This window comes from Rhodococcus sp. P4_C10, from assembly GCF_056402135.1.
Window position 1 is genome coordinate 42,136 of sequence record NZ_JBFUHZ010000021.1, and the last position, 17,675, is coordinate 59,810.

The 17,675-nt window shown below is 72.4% G+C and carries 17 protein-coding genes; 11 read left to right on the plus strand and 6 right to left on the minus strand.

What is annotated here, in order from left to right:
* Window positions 1–2: 2 nt before the first annotated feature.
* Window positions 3–1,331, plus strand: coding sequence for an amidase family protein (locus tag AC1DWC_RS15955; protein WP_477909543.1), 1,329 nt, complete (start codon window positions 3–5; stop codon window positions 1,329–1,331).
* 19 nt (window positions 1,332–1,350) lie between these two features.
* Here AC1DWC_RS15955 and AC1DWC_RS15960 read toward each other — a convergent pair whose 3' ends face one another.
* The 5 genes from AC1DWC_RS15960 to AC1DWC_RS15980 all read right to left on the minus strand — a co-directional run bounded on the left by AC1DWC_RS15960 (window position 1,351) and on the right by AC1DWC_RS15980 (window position 6,684).
* Complete coding sequence (locus tag AC1DWC_RS15960; RefSeq protein WP_477909545.1) at window positions 1,351–2,319, minus strand: adenosine deaminase; 969 nt, start codon at window positions 2,317–2,319, stop codon at window positions 1,351–1,353.
* A 4-nt stretch (window positions 2,320–2,323) separates the two neighbouring features.
* Window positions 2,324–3,688, minus strand: coding sequence for a DUF1254 domain-containing protein (locus tag AC1DWC_RS15965; RefSeq protein WP_477909547.1), 1,365 nt, complete (start codon window positions 3,686–3,688; stop codon window positions 2,324–2,326).
* Between the two features lie 51 nt (window positions 3,689–3,739).
* Window positions 3,740–4,537, minus strand: coding sequence for an enoyl-CoA hydratase/isomerase family protein (locus AC1DWC_RS15970; protein ID WP_477909549.1), 798 nt, complete (start codon window positions 4,535–4,537; stop codon window positions 3,740–3,742).
* 57 nt (window positions 4,538–4,594) lie between these two features.
* Window positions 4,595–6,004: a DHA2 family efflux MFS transporter permease subunit gene (locus tag AC1DWC_RS15975; RefSeq protein ID WP_477909579.1), complete on the minus strand. Its 1,410-nt coding sequence runs from the start codon at window positions 6,002–6,004 to the stop codon at window positions 4,595–4,597.
* A 74-nt stretch (window positions 6,005–6,078) separates the two neighbouring features.
* Entirely contained in the window at window positions 6,079–6,684 is a 606-nt protein-coding gene (locus tag AC1DWC_RS15980) for a PadR family transcriptional regulator (protein WP_477909551.1), read from the minus strand.
* Between the two features lie 105 nt (window positions 6,685–6,789).
* On the opposite strand from AC1DWC_RS15980, the gene AC1DWC_RS15985 reads away from it, so the two are divergent.
* The 6 genes from AC1DWC_RS15985 to AC1DWC_RS16010 all read left to right on the plus strand — a co-directional run bounded on the left by AC1DWC_RS15985 (window position 6,790) and on the right by AC1DWC_RS16010 (window position 11,692).
* Window positions 6,790–7,497, plus strand: a complete 708-nt coding sequence (locus AC1DWC_RS15985; RefSeq protein ID WP_477909553.1) for a GNAT family N-acetyltransferase — start codon at window positions 6,790–6,792, stop codon at window positions 7,495–7,497.
* A gap of 75 nt (window positions 7,498–7,572) precedes the next feature.
* Window positions 7,573–8,604 (plus strand): glutathione S-transferase family protein, encoded by a 1,032-nt coding sequence (locus tag AC1DWC_RS15990; RefSeq protein WP_477909555.1) that lies wholly within the window; start codon window positions 7,573–7,575, stop codon window positions 8,602–8,604.
* A gap of 127 nt (window positions 8,605–8,731) precedes the next feature.
* Window positions 8,732–9,409 (plus strand): hypothetical protein, encoded by a 678-nt coding sequence (locus tag AC1DWC_RS15995; protein ID WP_477909557.1) that lies wholly within the window; start codon window positions 8,732–8,734, stop codon window positions 9,407–9,409.
* 247 nt (window positions 9,410–9,656) lie between these two features.
* Window positions 9,657–9,848, plus strand: a complete 192-nt coding sequence (locus AC1DWC_RS16000; protein ID WP_477909559.1) for a hypothetical protein — start codon at window positions 9,657–9,659, stop codon at window positions 9,846–9,848.
* A 65-nt stretch (window positions 9,849–9,913) separates the two neighbouring features.
* Entirely contained in the window at window positions 9,914–10,588 is a 675-nt protein-coding gene (locus tag AC1DWC_RS16005) for a DUF305 domain-containing protein (protein ID WP_477909561.1), read from the plus strand.
* Window positions 10,589–10,834: 246 nt separating this feature from the next.
* On the plus strand, window positions 10,835–11,692 hold the full coding sequence (locus tag AC1DWC_RS16010) for an LLM class F420-dependent oxidoreductase (RefSeq protein ID WP_477909563.1): 858 nt from the start codon (window positions 10,835–10,837) through the stop codon (window positions 11,690–11,692).
* A gap of 34 nt (window positions 11,693–11,726) precedes the next feature.
* Here the strand turns inward: AC1DWC_RS16010 and AC1DWC_RS16015 are convergent, their stop codons facing one another.
* A complete protein-coding gene (locus AC1DWC_RS16015) occupies window positions 11,727–12,941 on the minus strand; it encodes a YbfB/YjiJ family MFS transporter (protein WP_477909565.1) in 1,215 nt (404 codons plus the stop codon).
* Between the two features lie 106 nt (window positions 12,942–13,047).
* Here AC1DWC_RS16015 and AC1DWC_RS16020 point away from each other — a divergent pair, with 106 nt between their 5' ends.
* From AC1DWC_RS16020 to AC1DWC_RS16035, 4 genes are all read left to right on the plus strand, one after another.
* Window positions 13,048–13,902: an LLM class F420-dependent oxidoreductase gene (locus AC1DWC_RS16020; RefSeq protein ID WP_477909567.1), complete on the plus strand. Its 855-nt coding sequence runs from the start codon at window positions 13,048–13,050 to the stop codon at window positions 13,900–13,902.
* Between the two features lie 72 nt (window positions 13,903–13,974).
* Entirely contained in the window at window positions 13,975–14,973 is a 999-nt protein-coding gene (locus AC1DWC_RS16025) for an ATP-binding cassette domain-containing protein (RefSeq protein WP_477909569.1), read from the plus strand.
* Complete coding sequence (locus tag AC1DWC_RS16030) at window positions 14,970–15,734, plus strand: ABC transporter permease (protein WP_477909571.1); 765 nt, start codon at window positions 14,970–14,972, stop codon at window positions 15,732–15,734. Before AC1DWC_RS16025 ends, AC1DWC_RS16030 begins: the two co-directional genes overlap by 4 nt.
* A 47-nt stretch (window positions 15,735–15,781) precedes the next feature.
* Window positions 15,782–17,675: ABC transporter ATP-binding protein (locus AC1DWC_RS16035; RefSeq protein WP_477909573.1), on the plus strand; the 1,894-nt coding region annotated here is incomplete at its 3' end.

Genomic DNA, 17,675 nt, shown 5'->3' on the forward strand with positions numbered 1-17,675 from the left:
GGATGACCGATCTGACTCGGCGGGGCTTTCTCGCATTCGGTGCCGCGGCCGGGACCACGCTGCTGCTCGGCGGCTGCGGCGACGGGGCCGCCGATCCGGGGGTCCCGCCGCTGCCCGGCGGCGGCGCCGCGGCCGCGTCCACCCCGGCGTCGCGAGCCACCTGGCGGGTGCAGGGCTCACCCCTGGCCGCCGCGACCGGCTCCGGCGCCCTGGACGGGGCGACCGTGGCGGTGACCGACGTGTTCGCGGTCGCCGGCCAGCAGATCGGCGCCGGCACCCCGCGATGGCTGGCGCAGGCGCCCGTCGAGTCCACCACCGCGACGGCCGTCTCGCGCCTGCKCGGCGCCGGCGCCGCGGTGGTGGGGCTGGCGCAGACCGACGACCTCGGTTACGGACACTCGGGCGTCAACGACCTGTTCGGCACCCCACCGAACATCGCTGCGCCGGAGCGACTCCCGGGCGGATCGAGTTCCGGCGCCGGCAGCGCCGTCGCCGCGGGCACGGCGACGGTCGGACTCGGCCCCGACACCGACGGCTCGATCCGGATACCCGCCGCCTACCAGGGCCTGTTCGGGTTCACCGCGACCCGCCGCGCAGTCCCCACCGACGGCCTGGTGCCGCTGAGTCCCACCCTCGACACGATCGGCTGGCTGGCCGCCGACATCTCGACCCTGGCGGAGGCGGTCGCCGCGTCGGTTCCGAGCGTCCCCGCCCGCCCCCTGTCGCGGGCCGTCACCGCGCCCGGCGTCAACGCGGTGGCCGACGCCGTCGTGACGGCAGCGACCTCCCGGGCACTGACGGCCTGGCGCAAGTCGGGCCTGCCGGACCTCGCCGACCAGGACCTCGACATCGGCGCGCTGCCTGACTGGCACGAGGCCGTCACCACCGTCCTCGCCTACGAGGCCTGGCAGCGTCACGGCGCGTTCGCCGCCGCGGCGACGACCTCGCTGAGCGGTGAGCCCCGGGAGAACTTCACCGGCGCCGCCCGCACCTCCCCAGAGGCCTACCGGCGCGCGTCCGACACCCTCGCCGCCGCCGCCGCGACGGTCCGCGCCTTCCTCGGCGACCGGGTGCTGGTGCTGCCCACCACCGCGACACCGGCCCCGCCGAAGTCGGACGGCGACCTCAGCGGAGACACCTACCGCAACACCATGCGCAGCACCGGGATGCTCACCTGCATCGCCACCGTCGCGGGGCTGCCCACCGCCACGGTGCCGCTGCGCACCACCGGCGCGGCACCGGTCGGACTGTGCCTGGTCGGCCCCGCCGGTCGCGACCTCGACGTGCTCGCGCTCGCCCGTTCGGTCGTCGACTCCGGTCTGACCCGCTGACCGGACCCGCCCGCCGGCGTCAGGACTCCCCCAGCAACTCCCGCTTGCGCTCGGGCGAGGCGAAGGACGCCAGGATCGAGTTGCGGGCCAAGGTTTCCCGCTCCTCCTCGGTCAGTCCCAGGCCGTCCCGCAGGCCCGCGAAGTTGTCGTCGACGTAGCCACCGAAGTACGCCGGGTCGTCGGAGTTGACGGTGACCAGCAGGCCGGCGGCGAGCATCGCCCGCAGCGGGTGCTCGGCCATGGTGTCGACGACCCGCAGCCGGACGTTGGAGAGCGGACACACCGTCAACGGGACCTGGTCGTCGACCAGTCGCGTCACCAGCGCGGGATCCTCGAGACAGCGCACCCCGTGGTCGATCCGCTCGACCCCGAGCAGGTCGAGCGCCTGCCAGACGTACTCCGGCGGGCCCTCCTCCCCCGCGTGCGCGACGGTCCGCAGGCCGCTCGCCCGGGCCCGGGCGAAGACGTCCACGAACCGCGACGGCGGGTTGCCGACCTCCGCGGAGTCCAGCCCGAGGCCGAGCACCGGCACGTCCAGACCCAGCAGCTCGTCGAGCATCGCGGCGGCCTCGGCTTCCGGGCGGTCGCGCAGCACCGCGGCGATCAGCGCGCTCGACACCCCGAACTCCGACTCGCTACCACGGACGGCGTCGCCGAGGCCGTCGAGCACCTCCCGCAGCGGCACCCCGCGCGCCGTGTGCGCCTGCGGATTGAAGAAGATCTCCGCGTGCCGCACCCCGCCCGCGGCCGCCCGGGCGAAGTACGCACGGGCCAGGTCGGCGAAGTCCTGCGCGGTCCGCAGCACCGCCATGTTTGCGAAGTACAGGTCCAGGAACGACTGCAGGTCGGTGAACTCGTAGCGCGAACGCAGGTCGTCGAGGTCCCGGTACGGCAGCGTCACCCTGTTGCGCTCGGCGAGCGCGAAGATCAGCTCCGGTTCGAGCGAGCCCTCGATGTGCATGTGCAGTTCGGCGAGTGGGGTCGGCATCTTCTCATCCCTCGGGTTCGGGTTCTGGCGGCGTCCAGGACGGGTCGGTGGGCAGGTAGGACCGCAGCATCACGACGAACTCGCCCTCCGGGGCGGGCAGCCAGTTCGACGTACCGGTCACCGGCTCGGCCGCGGCCAGCCAGACGTCGAGGGAGCCGTCCGGATTGCGGGCCAGGCCCGGGGTCCGGTCGCCGATCGCATACCGGCCCAACACATTCGGGACGAGGAACATGTCCGGCCCGTACATGGTGACGGACCAGAATCCACGCCGGTCCACCGGCGGCAGGCCGTCGGCGGGGAAGTGCAGTCGGTAGCCCCGCTCGCCGCGCAGCGGCCCACCGTCCGACGCCTCCCACGCCACCGCGTACGCCGACTCCTCCGGCACGTTGGCGCCGAGACCGATCCTGGCCACGACGGCGCGCTGGAGGTAGTCGGTGGAGTACCGGCCGGCGTCCGGCAGCGACCGCCAGACCCGGTCGCCGGTGTCGGTCGCCGCCGTGATCTGCCGGTCACCGCGCGTCATGCCGGCGGCCAGCGCGTCCACCGTGTCCGGGCTGCCGCCGCTCGGCGTCGCACCCGGCGTGACGCCCAGCGCGGCGATCCGGTCGAGCAGCGGCCGGTCGGCCGGTGGCGGCGGATTGGCGGCCAGGATCGCCGACAGCTCGTCGAAGTACTCCGGCCCCGACGCCGCGAGCGCCTGCGGCGCCGGGTTGTCACCGCAGTCGTTCGGCGGCAGTGTCGGCGGCGCGCCGGCCACCGCCGGGCCGAGGACCCGCATCGAGTACTGCCGCTGGGCGGCCCGCGCCGCGGGCAGGTCCGCCTCCGATTCGACCAGTGTCCGGCCGATCATCCACGCGTCCCAGGTCGGGGACTCGACCGCCGCCGCACCGGGCGGCGCCTGCCCGGACCAGCCGGGCGGCGCGATCAGCCGCGCGGCGGCGGGGCCGGTCTCCCGGGTGCCGACGTTCGCAAACACGTTGGTGTACATGTCCAGGAACTGGAAACCGAAGTACCGCTCCCCCATGTCCGGGTGGGTGAACAGCACCGGGCCGGCCCGAAGGTCCAGCCAGGCAATCGAATACAGGGTGTCGACGTTCGGCGCGACCACCGTCCGGGAGTCGGGCCCCGACAGCTGCGCCTGGTTGAACAGCTCGTTGACCGGCAGCAGGCACGTCATGTTCGCCCGGGTCCGCGCCAGCGTCACCGGCGCGGCGCCGTAGACGTAGGCATCGGCGGCAACGTCCACCGGATCCGGATCCGAGGGCGCGGACGTGGAACAGCCGCCGGACAACCCGGCCGCCAGCAACACCGACGCCGCGACCAGGACCCCTCCTACGCGTCCCCCGCGGCTGACACCGGACCCAGACATGGCTTCGACCCTAGGCGTTGCGGGCGCCCGGTGTCAGACGCCCGCGCACCCTCAGTTCCCGGTGTACTGCGCCTTGCCCGGTCCGACGTCGAGGAAGCTGCGCACGGCACCCCGCAGGTCGTCGGTCTCGAACAACGCCCCGGACACCTCTGGGGTGATCGAATCCGCGTGTGCGACACCACCGGAACGCCAGGCCTCGATGATCCGCTTGGTGGCGTGGTGGGCCCGGGTCGGGCCGTCGGCCAGCCGCGCCGTCAACGCCCGTGCCGCGGCGTCCACGTCCTCGTGCACGGCGTTGACCACGCCCCAGGCATGCATCGTGGCGGCGTCGTAGAGGTCGCCGGTCATCACCAGTTCCCGGGCCCGGCCGGAGCCGGCGCGCTCCGCGAGCCGCTGCGGTCCGCCCATCGACGGCGTCAGCCCCACCACCGTCTCCACCAGACCGAACCTGGCCTGCGGCGCGGCCAGCACCAGGTCGCACGCCAGGGCGATCTCGAACGCCGCGGTCAGGGTCAGCCCGTGCGCGGCGAACACCACCGGGCAGGGCAGCGCCTCGATCGGGTGGACGATCTCCGCGAACAGGGTGCGCCAGAGGTCGGCGCCCCGCCCGGCGCCGAGCCCGTCGAACTCGTGCACGTCCACCCCACCGGAGACCACCTTGCCCGCCGCGCGCAGCAGCAGCGCACGCGGCGGCGCCGCGGTCAGCGCGGCCACGTCCTCGGTGATCGCGTCGAACATCGCGCGGTCGAACAGATTCAGCGGTCCGTGCTCGAGGGTGAGGACGGCGAACTCGGCGCCGGCGTCGGTGGTGCTGCGTTCGAGGCGGGTGGGCTTCACGGTCTCCGTCATGACGCCAGTATCGCGCCGGGCACCCGGCGCGTGCGTCAGTCCCACCCTCACTGCGTGTCAGGCCTCGACCGACTCCTCGCGGGCGTCCACCGGCGGCAGGTCCGACTCGCGGACGGGCCGCTCGAAGAACAGCGACGCCACGAAACCGATCAGCAGCACGGCGGCCGGCAGCAGCACCGACTGCGCCATCGCGGTGCTGAAGCCGTCGCGGACGAAGTCGGGCAGCACGCCGCCGGCGCCCTCCTCGCCGCCGGTCGGAATCCCGTTGGCCGAGAGCCGGGCGGTGATCAGCGCGCCGACGCCCGCGCTGCCGAGCACCGCGCCCACCTGGCGGGTGGTGTTGTAGACGCCGGACCCCGCGCCCGCCGACTGCATCGGCAGGTTACGGGTGGCGGTGGCGGCCAGCGGCGACCAGATGAAGGCGTTCGCGATGCCCATCAGCCCGATCGGCAGCAGCAGTTCCCAGATCGCGACGTGCGGCGTCATCACCAGCGCCAGCCAGCCCAGCGAGATCGCGAGCATCAGGAAGCCCGGCGCGGCGATGTAGCGCGGGTGCACCCGGTCCACCAGCTTGCCGACGTTCGGCGCCAGCGCGCCGGTGAGCACCGCCATCGGAACCATCAGCAGCGCGGACCCGGTGGGGGTCAGTCCCCGCACCGCCTGCGCGTAGAACATCAGCGGCAGCACCATGGCGGTGATCGCGAAACCCATGGAGGTGATGCCGATGTTCGCGAGCGAGAAGTTGCGGTCCCGGAACAGGCTCAGCGGCAGCAGCGGCTCGTTCTTGTTCCACGACTGGTACCAGATGAACACACCGAGCAGCACGACGCCGATCCCGATCAGCACCCAGATCCGCGTCGACCAGTCGTAGGAGTTGCCCTCCTGCAGCCCGAACACCAGGGCAAACATGCCGAGCGCGCTGAGCACCACGCCGGGGATGTCGAACCGGTGGCTGTGCGTCGGGAGCACCGGCACGTACTTGACGGCGGCGAGGAAGGCGATGATGCCGACCGGCACGTTGACGAAGAAGATCCACTCCCAGCCGAGGCCGTCGACCAGCACGCCGCCGGCCAGCGGCCCGACCAGGGTGGCGACGCCCGCGACCGCACCCCACAGGCCCATCGCGGTGCCGCGCTTGTCCGGCGGGAAGATCCGGGTGATCACCGCCATCGTCTGCGGGGTCATCATCGCCGCGCCGAAGCCCTGGAACACCCGCGCGACGATCAGCGGTTCGATGCTGCCCGACAGCCCGCACCAGAGCGAGGCGAGGGTGAACACCGTCAGGCCGACCAGGTAGAGGTTCTTCGGGCCGAACCGGTCACCGAGGCGTCCGGTGACCAGCAGCGGCACCGCGTAGGCCAGCAGGTACGCGCTGGTGACCCAGACGACGCTGTTGATGTCGGTGTGCAGGCCCGTCATGATCGCGGGGTTCGCCACGGCGACGATCGTGGAGTCCACGAGGATCATGAAGAACCCCAGGCACAGCGCCCACAGCGCCGGCCATTGCTTGATCTCCGCGTTCTGGTTGAACTCGGTCACGGTCATCCCCTTGCCGGTTGGCTGAGTCGGTCTCTGATGAGTTCTGGTGTGAGCCACGGCAGTTCGCCCGACTCGATCTCCGCCACCAACGCGGCCATCCAGTCCAGCTCGGTGGCGGCGAGCGCCCGCAGGTAGTCGAGCCCGAACCAGAAGACGCGCGGACGGTCCGCCGCGACGTGCACGGCCCGCACGGCGTCCAGTTCGTCCAGGTCCGCCTCGACCGCCGCGATCCGGGCCCGGAGCAGTCGGCACACATCGGCCGCCGCGAGGTTGTGCGCCTCTGCCAGCGCCAGCGGGAACTGCGGGTACTCGCGGACGGGGGCGCCGAGCAGTTCCGCGATCCGGGCCTCGAGTGCGGCGCGACCGCTGTCGGTGACGGTGTAGGTGGTGCGTTCGGGGCGGTTGCCAGCACGCTCGGTGCCGAGCACCGCGATCAGTTCGGCCTGCTCGAGCCGCGCCACCGCGTGGTACAGCGAGCCGGGCCGGACCTTCACCACGCGGTCGACGCGGCGCTGGAGCAGCAGTTGGTGCATCTCGTAGGGGTGCATCGGGCGCTCGTTGAGCAGCGCGAGCACGGTGATCGCAAGCGGTGTCAGCGCTGTGGCCACTGCGCTCCCCCGATCCGTGTCTGCCCCCCACCAATTAGTCCAAGTGGAATATACGGCGAGGAGTAGGCGGCGGCAACATCTCGCCGGGACCGATAGCGTGACGGGGTGGACGCTCATCATCTCGACATCGTCGCGCTGGCCTGGTCGCGCGCGCTCGGACTGCCCGACACCGCGCTCGCCCGCCCCGGCGCCCGCCGGGTGCTGGTCGACGACGACGCGGACCGGGTGCAGTTCCTCCGGCTGGCCGGCGCCAGCGCGCTGGTCGGCCCGCGGTGGGCGCTCGAGCGGGCCGAGGACCTCGACGACGACGCGCTGAGCGAGCGCAGCACCCTGCTCGACCTCACCAAGGACCACGGCGGCAGTTGCCCGGGTCCCCTCCTGCTCGCCTACACCGCGGAGGTCGGCGCGGACACCGGTCAGTCCGACGACCCGCTGATCTCGCACGACCTCGCGCAGGTGCGGGCGCTCGAGGCACTCTGCCCACCGGACGAGGTCACCGAGGCGGCACTCTCGGACCGGGAGCGCTGGTTCACCCTGCTCGACGACGCCGGCTCCCCGTTGGCCGCGGCCGGCTACCGCGAGTGGCAGGGCATCGTCGCGGACGTCGGTGCCCTCACCGCACCGGACCTCCGCCGGCGCGGACATGCGGCGGTCGTCGCCCGACTCACCACGAACGACGCCGTCGACGAGGGCATGATCGCGCAGTGGCGCAGCCATCCCGAGAACATCGCGTCCTGGCGGTTGGCCGCGACGCTGGGTTATCAGGTGCTCGGATCCCACACCCTCGCCACGGTGCACCGCAGTAGCGTGTGAACTGTGTCGTTGTACAGGCCCCACGGTCCGCGGCCGCGCCCGCGAATCGTCAGTCCAACAGGGAGTTGATTCGCAGTGACCGAAGAGAGCAGCTCCACCGGGGCATACGTCGGCAAGGGCAAGGAATTCACTCGTGACACCCGCTACATCGACACCCGGATCACCGCGGACGGACGCGACGGCTACCCGGTGGAGCCGGGCCGCTACCGACTGATCGTCGCCCGGGCCTGCCCGTGGGCGAACCGGGCCATCATCGTCCGCCGCCTGCTCGGGCTCGAGGACGTGTTGTCCATGGGCATCTGCGGACCCACCCACGACCAGCGCAGCTGGACCTTCGACCTCGACCCCGGTGGTGTGGACCCCGTGCTGAAGATCCCGCGGCTGCAGGACGCCTTCCTGGCCCGCTTCCCCGACTACCCGCGGGGCATCACGGTGCCCGCGATCGTCGACATCCCGACCGGGCAGGTGGTGACCAACGACTACCCGCAGATCACCCTCGACCTGTCGACCGAGTGGAAGCAGTACCACCGCGAGGGCGCCCCCGACCTGTACCCGACCGAGCTGCGGGCGGAGATCGACGAGGTGGCCGAACTGGTGTTCCGGGACGTGAACGACGGCGTGTACCGGTGCGGGTTCGCCGGCAAGCAGGAGGCGTACGAGGCGGCCTACGACCGGCTCTTCGCCCGGCTCGACTGGCTGACCGAGCGGCTCGCCACCCAGCGATTCCTGGTGGGCAACACCATCACCGAGGCCGACGTGCGTCTGTTCACCACCCTCGTTCGGTTCGACCCGGTGTACCACGGCCACTTCAAGTGCAACCGCACCAAGCTCACCGAGATGCACGTGCTCTGGGACTACGCACGAGACCTGTTCCAGACGCCGGGTTTCGGCGACACGATCGACTTCGCCCAGATCAAGGAGCACTACTACGTGGTGCACACCGACGTGAACCCGACGCAGATCGTGCCGAAGGGTCCGTGCCTGGCGAACTGGCTCGAGCCCCACGGCCGGGAGCTGCTGGGCGGCAGGCCGTTCGGCGACGGCACGCCGCCGCATCCCCCGAAGCCCGGCGAGGTGGTCCCGGTCGAGCACTGGGCCCTGGGCTGACGACGCGGACCGCGACGCACGGCGCCGACGGAGACCCGAGGCGGCCGGAGGAACAAACCGCGGGGGCCGGCCGTTGGAAGGGAGTTCGGCCGCCAGTCGCGGTGGGCCGTGGCGAAGGGGAGAACCGATGGCGCACATGATGGGGCGGGTCGAGCAGGTCGTCGTGTCGCTGCTCGACAACGGCAGCAAGCTGCAGGGTCCCGCCGTCGCGAAGTACGTGGAGCGGGTCCGCCGCGCACACCCCGACGAGAACCCGCAGCAGATCGTCGAACGGATGGAACGGATGTTCCTCACTGCGGTGACGGGCAGCGGCGGCGCAGTGGGTGCGGCCGCGGCGGTCCCCGGCATCGGGACGGTGGGCTCGATCGCCGCGGTCGGCGCCGAGTCGGTGTTCTTCCTGGAGGCCTGCGCGCTGCTGACGCTGGCGGTGGCCTCGGTACACGGCATCTCGGTCCAGCAGCACGAGCAGCGCCGGGCCCTGGTGCTCGCGGTCGCGCTCGGCACCTCCGGGATGGAGATCGTGGAGAAGGCGGTGGGCGTGACGACCAAGAACTGGGGTTCGTTGATCACCAACCGGATCCCCGCGCCCACGATGGCGGGGATGAACCAGAGCCTGCTGCGCAAGTTCGTCACCAAGTACGCCGCCCGGCGCAGCGCCCTGATCCTGGGCAAGCTGGTGCCCGCCGGCATCGGCGCGGCGATCGGCGGCGCGGGCAACCGAACGATCGGCAAGGGCGTGATCAACAACGCCCGTGACGCCTTCGGACCGGCGCCGGCCAGCTGGCAGCTCGAACTCGCTACCTGACCCCCCTAGGGTATGATGGCAATCATGAGTTGGGCTCGGCGACTGGTCGCGGGGGGGGCCGCTCGCGGCCACTCCTGCGGCGCAGTCGATCTCGCACGCCGCGACGACCCATGACACATCCGCCCAGGATCATGTCGCGGTCGCCCAGGATCATGTCGCGGTCGCCGGGACCGCCCCGGGTCCCGCCCCAGGATTCGATGCTGCGCAGAACTCCGACACTCCCCCGGGCCACGGCGACAACCACCACGTGCTCAACCCGTGCCTGGCCGTCCTCGCCTCCGCGCTGCTGCTGGCCATGGCCCTGCTGCTGTTCGGGATTCCCGCGAACCCGATCCGGGTCCCGCGGCGCCGGACGCACCCGACTCGGAGTTCCGGCCGTGGGCCCCCGTCCCTGCCGACGTCGGTACGGCTGGCGTCGCTGTGCGTGCTGCGGGTGTGACAGGACCACTGCGTGCGTGCGCAGTCGCGACCGTCACACCAACAGCTACAGCCAAGGAACCAAAGATGAACACTCGCACCAAGACCGCAACCATGATCGCCTCCGCCGCAGCGGCGGTCGCACTGCTCGCCGGCTGCGCGAACGACGGCACCGGCCCCGAGCACACCACCGAGCACCGGGCGGCGGGGACCTCGACCTCCATGCCCGCCACCACCCCGGCGGATGCCGCGTCGGCGCACAACGCCGCCGACGTGATGTGGGTGCAGATGATGATCCCGCACCACCAGCAGGCCGTGGAGATGGCCGAGATGGTCTCGGACCGCAGCGCCAACCCCGAACTGGTCTCGCTGGCGGCGCAGATCGAAGCCGCCCAGGGCCCCGAGATCGCGCAGATGACGGGCTGGCTCGAGGACTGGAACACGCCGGCGACGGACGCCACCAAGGACCACTCCATGCCCGGCATGGACCACTCCATGCCCGGTACGGACGCCTCCATGCCCGGGATGGACCACGGCGGCATGATGACCGCCGAGCAGATGACACAGCTCGACGAGTCCACCGGCGCGGCCTTCGACCAGGCCTGGCTCGAGATGATGATCGAGCACCACGTCGGCGCCGTCGACTCCTCGGAAAAGATCCTGACCTCCGGTCAGAGCGCACAGGTCAAGGAGTTGGCGCAGTCGATCATCGACGGCCAGCAGGCCGAGATCGACCAGATGAAGGCGATGCTCGGCCAGTAGGCACCGCGTCGCGGGATTCGCCGCGACAGTGAACCCACGCACCCCCGCGCGGCCGGTCGTCCGGTCGCGCCGGGGTGCGCCCGAGTCCGGCGCCACGCCCGGAGCAGCGGCAGCGTGTCGCTTCGGGTCGCGGAGGCTCACCGGGGAGGGAAGGCTACAAAGAAACCGACCCGGTCGATCGGCAGCCGGATTGATTCGCCGGGCGGGTGTGGTTTCCTCAGGCAGTCCACCGAAACGGAGCAGCAGATGAGCATCGACCCGCAGACCCCCAACCTCGGCCGGATCGGTGTGTGGCGTCACGCGTACGGCCTGACGCCCGAGTTCGTGCAGTCCGTCGAGAAACTCGGCTACGGCACCCTGTGGCTGGGCGGTTCACCCCCGGCCGACCTCTCGATCGCGGAAGAGGTACTCGACGCGACGACAACCCTCACCGTCGCCACCGGGATCACCAACATCTGGGTCTCGCCGGCCGCCGAGGTCGCCGAGTCCTTCCACCGTCTCGAGGCCCGCCATCCCGGCCGCTTCCTCCTGGGCGTCGGCGTCGGCCATCCAGAGGCCTCGGCGGACGTCTACGCGAAGCCTTACCAGGCCGTGGTCTCCTACCTCGACGAACTGGACGCGGCGGGGGTGCCCGCCGGACGCCGGGTGCTGGCTGCACTCGGCCCGAAGATGCTGCGACTGGCCGCCGACCGCGCCGCCGGCGCGCATCCGTACCTGACCACGCCGGAGCACACCCGCGAGGCCCGCGAACTGCTCGGGGCCACACCGCTTCTCGCACCCGAACACAAGGTCGTGCTCGACACCGACCCCGTCGCGGCCCGGGCGGTGGGGCGACCGCCTGTCGACAATCCCTACCTGCACCTGCGGAACTACGTCGCGAACCTGACCCGGCTCGGCTTCACCGAGGACGAACTCGCCGACGGCGGCAGCGACCGGGTGATCGACGCCCTGGTGGCTCACGGCGACGCGACAGCGATCGCCGCGCGGCTGACCGAACACCTCGACGCGGGCGCGAATCACGTGGCCGTACAGGTGCTTCCGTCCGACCGCGACGAGGTGCCCGCCCTCGCCGCACTCGCCGAGTCGCTGGCGCTGCGCGGGTAGCGGCCGTCTGCCGGGCGCCACCGCGCCGACAGGGTCACCCCAGCGCCCCCGCGCGACCGGTCACCCGGTCGCGTGGGGGGCGCGCCCGCGCCCGGCGCTCCATCCGGAGCAGCGGCAGCGTGAAGAGCACCCCGGCCGCCAGCACCACCGCACCCACCGCCAGGGCCGGGGTGTATCCGCCGTCGAGCAGCGGCGCGACCATCAGTGGACCGATCACCTGCCCCACCCCGTACACCGCCGTGGCGATCGCCGGTGCCCTCGCACCCACCAGCACGGTTCCCTCGGCCAGCGCCAGCGTGACGATGGCGATCATGGTGCCGCCGAAGCACAACGCACCGAGCACCTGCACCACCGCGGAGCCGGAGACCGCCGACGCCGCCACGGCCGCCGCCTGCACCGTCATCGCCACCGTCAGCATCGCGACCTGGGAGTGCCTGCGCGAGAGCCGCATCCAGAACACGCACGACGGCACCACGGCCAGACCCACCGCGATCCAGACCACGCTGCCCAGCCACGTCGCACTGCCCAGCGAGGCGACCGCGGCGACCAGGAAGGTGGCCGAGATGATGTAGCCGAGACCCTCGCAGAAGTACGCGGCCAGCAGCCAGCCGAACGCCACCCGGTTCCGGCGCGGCACCCGGCCCGCTCCCCCGACCGCGTGCGGCTGCGGCCGTCCCCCGGGCAGCGTCCACGACAACGCCGACAACGCCGCGGCCAGCGCCGCCACCACCAGCCAGCTGGTCCGCCAGTCCGCGTCCGCACCGAGGGCCAGGATTGCCAACCCGGACAACGCGATTCCCCCGCCGACGCCGCCGAACACCCAGCCGGCGCCGTCGCGACGGCCGGACAGTTCCTGGTGCGCGACCCGGGCGGTGAACACGAAGACCACCGCGCTCGCCAGGCCGGCCAGCCCCCGCAGCGTCAGCCACACCGGCAGGGACTGTGTCAGCGGCATGGCCGCCAGCGTCGTGATCAGCGCCACCAGCGACACCCGCAGCGCCGCCCGGCTCCTGGTCAGCACCGGCAGGAATGTCGCGAGGACCGCACCCAGCAGGTAGCCCAGGTAGTTGACGGTCGCCATCGTCGCGGCCGACTCTCCGCTCAGGCCCGCCTGCTGCTCCATCAGCGGCAGGATCGGCGTGTACGCGAATCGGCCCAGCCCCATCGCCACCACGAGCGCGACACTCGCCCGCAGCACCAGGAGCCGGCCGTGTGTGCCGGAGAGCGCCGGATCGCGGAGGCCCACCATGGGTGGAACGCTACAAAAGAGCCGATCGGGCCGAATCAGCTACCGGTATGAGGTGCCGCGCCCGCATGGTTGATTGGCCCCGAGCAGTCCACGAACGGAGCAGCAGATGAGCATCGACCCTCAGACCCCCGACATCGGCCGGATCGGCGTGTGGCGCCGCGTCGCCGGGTTGACCCCCGAATTCGCCCGGGCCGTCGAGCGACTCGGCTACGGCACTCTCTGGATCGGCATCTCGCCGCCCGCGGACCTCGCCGTCGCCGAACAGATGCTCGACGCCACGACCACCCTCACCGTCGCCACCGGGATCACCAACATCTGGGGCTCGCCGGCCGCCGAGGTCGCCGAGTCGTTCCACCGCCTCGAGGCCCGCCATCCCGGGCGCTTCCTGCTCGGCGTCGGCGCCGGCCACCGGGAGTCCTCGGCGGAGGTCTACGCCAAGCCGTACCAGGCCGTGGTCGCCTACCTCGACGAACTGGACGCGGCCGGGGTGCCCGCCGGCCGCCGGGTGCTGGCGGCGCTCGGACCCAAGATGCTGCGACTGGCCGCCGACCGGGCCGCCGGCGCGCACCCCTACCTGACCACGCCGGAGCACACCCGCGAAGCTCGCGAACTGCTCGGCCCCGCACCGCTTCTGGCGGCCGAGCACAAGGTGGTGCTCGACCCCGACCCCGTCGCGGCCCGGGTGGCCGGACGCCCGTTGGTCACCCCCTACCTGAACCGGCGGAACTACCTCGCGAACCTGGCCCGGCTCGGGTTCACCGCCGACGAGCTCGCCGACGGCGGCAGCGACCGGGTGATCGACGCACTGGTGGCGCACGGCGACGCACCGTCGATCGCCGCGCGGCTGACCGAGCATCTCGACGCGGGCGCGAATCACGTGGCCGTCCAGGTGCTTCCCTACGACCGCGACGAGGAGCCCGCCCTCGCCGCGCTGGCCGAGTCGCTGGCGCTGCGCGGGTAGCGAACCGCCGCCGGGCAGCACCGCGCCGATAGGGTGAGGCGCACCGTGGAGTCCGGCAGGGGAGGTAACGGCATGAGCGCAGGCGAGACGACGGGTCCGGCCCACGCGCGTCCGGCGCTCGAGGCGGTCGGCCTGAGCAAGCAGTTCGGCGCCGTGCGCGCGGTCTCGGAGCTGAGCTTCACCGTGCCGACGGGGTCGATCACCGGGTTCGTGGGGCCGCACGGGTCCGGCAAGACCACCACCCTGCGAATGCTGCTGGGGCTGATCACGCCGACGACGGGCAGCGCCGTCGTCACCGGGCTGCCGTTCGCCGCGCTGGCGCAGCCCGCGCGCACGGTGGGTGTGGTCCTCGACTCGCTCGGCGTGCACCCGAACCGGACCGCGCTGGGCCACCTGCTGGTGTACGCCGCGGCGGTCGGCGTCCCCGACGACCGGGCCCACCAGGTGCTCGGCATGGTCGGTCTCGAGCAGGTGGGACGCCAGAAGGCCGGCACCTTCTCCCTCGGCATGCGCCAGCGTCTCGCGCTCGCCACCGCCATGCTCGGCAACCCGCAGATCCTCGTCCTCGACGAGCCCGCGAACGGCCTCGACCCCGAAGGCATCGCCTGGCTCCGGGACTTCCTGCGTGCGTTCGCCCGTTCGGGGCGGACCGTGCTGGTGTCGAGTCACCTCCTGCGCGAGGTGGAGCAGACGGTGGACCGGTTGGTGATCGTCGACCGCGGCAGCCTCGTCTTCGAGGGCGGTATCGACGACCTCCGGCGCTCCCACACCGGCCGGGTCCTGGTCGCCTCCTCCGACGCCGCGCGGCTCGCCCTCGCCCTCGGCGCCGAGGGCATCACCGACGCCCAGGTGCTCCCCGACGGCCGGCTCGCCGTCGGCGGCACCGTTGAGGCCGAGGTCGCGCAGATCGCCGGCGCGGCGGGCGTGCGCATCTTCGGGTCCGTCACCGAGCACGTCGATCTCGAGCAGGTGTTCGCGTCCATGACCTCCGGGCAGTACGCCGCCCAGCACTACGGCCCGCCGGCCCCGCAGCTCCAGCACGCGACCGATCCCCACGGAGGCCCCCGATGACCGCGCTGCTGACCAGCGAACTGCGCAAGGTCACCACCCTGCGCTTCTGGTGGGCGCTGGTCCTCGCCCCGCTGTTCGTCGCGCTGTTCGCCGGGACCTTCTATGCCGCGATGGCGGGTGACATCGAGTTCAGCGGTTCCAAACTGACCACCGGCGCCGCGTCGGTCGGACTGTTCGTCGCGATCGCCGGCGTGGCCCTGTTCGCCGGGCTGTTCGGAGCGATCAACTCCGGCACCGAGTTCCGGCACCAGACGCTCACCCCGACCTTCCTCACCACCGCCGGCCGAGACCGGGTGGTCGCCGCAAAACTGGCGGTCACGGCGGCGTTCGGCGCGGCCTACGCGGTCGCCGTCGAGACGGTCGCGTTGATCTGCATTCTGACCTTTGCCGGCGGCCTCTTCGAGATGTCGTGGCCGGTCGCCGCGATGCTCGCCGCCGGCGTCCTGACCACCGTGGCGTGGTCGCTGATCGGGGCGGGGCTCGAGCTGGCGCTCGGGTCGTCCACCACCGCCGCGGTCGCCTTGGTGGCCTGGTACCCCGCCGGCGAGATGGTCGTGACGGCGGTCCTGCACGGCGTCGGGGCGGGCGCGCTCACTCAGCTCCTGCCGACGGCGGCCACCTGGTCCACGATCGCGGCGACCTCCGCCTCGAACATCGACGAATACGCCCCGTGGCCGGTCGCCGCGATCGCGCTGCTCTTCTGGACCTGCCTCGCCTGCGGCCTCGGCTGGTGGGCCGCCACGCGCCGCGACATCACCTGACCGGCACCGAGCGGACCCGTCGGAGGTCGGGTCTAACGTGGCTGTCGATGGCACCCGAGACGAAGCCCCGCGGTTGGATCAGACGTCTGGCCGCCGCCTGCTGGGCACACCGGTCCGTCACGGTCGGCGCCCTGACGGTGACGTTGATCGCCGCGGTCATCGACATCTCCTTCCCGCTGCTAGCCCGGATCGCGGTCGACGACGCCGGTTCCGGTGCCACCGAGGCGATCGCGGTGGTCGCCGCCGCCATCGCGGGCCTGGCGGTGGTCCGGTTCGGCTGCCAGTTCGGCCGCCGGATGCTCGCGGGCAAACTCTCCCTCGACGTCCAGCACGACCTGCGGCTCGGCCTCCTCGGCTCGCTGCAACGCCTCGACGGACTCGGGCAGGACCAGATCCGCACCGGGCAGGTGGTGTCCCGGTCGATCACCGACCTGCAGCTGGTGCAGGGCCTGCTCGCCATGGTCCCGCTGTCGGCGGGCGCGCTGATCCAGTTCGTGCTGGCCGTGGTGGTGATGGCCTACCTGTCCCCGCTGCTGACCGTGGTCGCGCTGCTGGTGGTGCCCGCGGTGGCGTTGGTGGTGTGGCGGATCCGGCCGAAGCTGTTCGCCGCCACCTGGTCCGCCCAGCAGCGTGCCGCGGACCTGGCCCAGCACGTCGAGGAGACCGTGACCGGGGTGCGGGTGGTCAAGGGCTTCGGGCAGGAGGCCCGTGCCGTCGACCAGCTCGAGGACCTGGGCCGCACCCTGTACGCGGAGCGGTTGCGCGCGGCCCGGATCAACTCCCGGTTCGCGCCGACCATGGCCGCGCTGCCGCAGCTCGGCCTGGTCGGGGTGATCGCCTTCGGCGGCTACCTCGCGCTCGGCGGCGCGATCACCATCGGCACCTTCCTGGCCTTCGCGACCTACGTCGCGACCATGTCGAACGTCACCCGCGTCCTGTCGTCGGTGGTGATCATGGCGCAGCTCTCGCGCGCCGCCGTCGAACGGGTCTACGAGGTGATCGACACCGAACCCGCCGTCGCCGACCCCCCGCATCCGGTCGCCCTGCCGCACGGCCCGGTCGGGGTCCGGCTGCGCGGCGTCACGTTCGGGTTCGAGCCGGGCCGGGAGGTGCTGCGCGGACTCGACCTCGACCTGGCGCCCGGCGAGTCCGTCGCCGTGGTCGGCCGCGCCGGGTCCGGCAAGACGGCGCTCTCGCTGCTGCTCCCCCGGTTCTACGCGCCGAGCGCGGGCACCGTCGCGCTGACCGCCGGCGGGCAGGCCTTCGACGTGACCACCCTGCGCGGGGAGCAGCTGCGAGGCGCGGTGGGGCTGGTGTTCGACGAGCCGTTCCTGTTCTCGGACACCGTCGCCTCGAACATCGCGCTGGGCCGACCGGACGCCAGCGCCGAGGACATCCGGATCGCCGCGAAGATGGCGCAGGCCGACGAGTTCATCGAGGCCCTCGCCGACGGCTACGACACCGTCGTCGGCGAACGTGGGCTGACGCTCTCCGGCGGCCAGCGCCAGCGGGTGGCGCTGGCGCGCGCCCTGCTGGTCGACCCGCGGCTGCTGATCCTCGACGACGCGACGTCCGCGGTGGACGCCGCCACCGAGGCCGCCATCTTCGACACGCTGCGCTGCCGAAGCGACCGGACCACCCTGATCCTGGCGCACCGCCGCTCGACCCTGACGCTCGCCGACCGGGTCGCCGTCCTCGACGGCGGCCGGATCATCGACACCGGCACCGTCGACGAACTCGACGCGCGGTGCCCGCTGTTCCGGGAGCTGCTCGCGGACCCGGACCCCGACTCCGAGCCGGTCGGCACGCCGCCGGACCGCGCCGCCGCCGAACCGTCCGAGGCGGCGCTGTGGCCGGACGTCGCGGCCGGCGTCCGAGGCGACGCCCCGGAGCGACCCGCCGCAGCAGGGACCCGCGCGGTGACGGCGGGCGGCGCACCTG

Bases quoted from the DNA above. Each gene is read 5' to 3' on its own strand.
- AC1DWC_RS16025 (WP_477909569.1), top strand. From the start codon at position 13,975: ATGAGCGCAGGCGAGACGACGGGTCCGGCCCACGCGCGTCCGGCGCTC.
- AC1DWC_RS15965 (WP_477909547.1), bottom strand. From the start codon at position 3,688: ATGTCTGGGTCCGGTGTCAGCCGCGGGGGACGCGTAGGAGGGGTCCTG.
- AC1DWC_RS16005 (WP_477909561.1), top strand. From the start codon at position 9,914: ATGAACACTCGCACCAAGACCGCAACCATGATCGCCTCCGCCGCAGCG.
- AC1DWC_RS16020 (WP_477909567.1), top strand. From the start codon at position 13,048: ATGAGCATCGACCCTCAGACCCCCGACATCGGCCGGATCGGCGTGTGG.
- AC1DWC_RS15970 (WP_477909549.1), bottom strand. From the start codon at position 4,537: ATGACGGAGACCGTGAAGCCCACCCGCCTCGAACGCAGCACCACCGAC.
- AC1DWC_RS16015 (WP_477909565.1), bottom strand. From the start codon at position 12,941: ATGGTGGGCCTCCGCGATCCGGCGCTCTCCGGCACACACGGCCGGCTC.
- AC1DWC_RS16010 (WP_477909563.1), top strand. From the start codon at position 10,835: ATGAGCATCGACCCGCAGACCCCCAACCTCGGCCGGATCGGTGTGTGG.
- AC1DWC_RS15995 (WP_477909557.1), top strand. From the start codon at position 8,732: ATGGCGCACATGATGGGGCGGGTCGAGCAGGTCGTCGTGTCGCTGCTC.
- AC1DWC_RS15960 (WP_477909545.1), bottom strand. From the start codon at position 2,319: ATGCCGACCCCACTCGCCGAACTGCACATGCACATCGAGGGCTCGCTC.
- AC1DWC_RS15975 (WP_477909579.1), bottom strand. From the start codon at position 6,004: ATGATCCTCGTGGACTCCACGATCGTCGCCGTGGCGAACCCCGCGATC.
- AC1DWC_RS16030 (WP_477909571.1), top strand. From the start codon at position 14,970: ATGACCGCGCTGCTGACCAGCGAACTGCGCAAGGTCACCACCCTGCGC.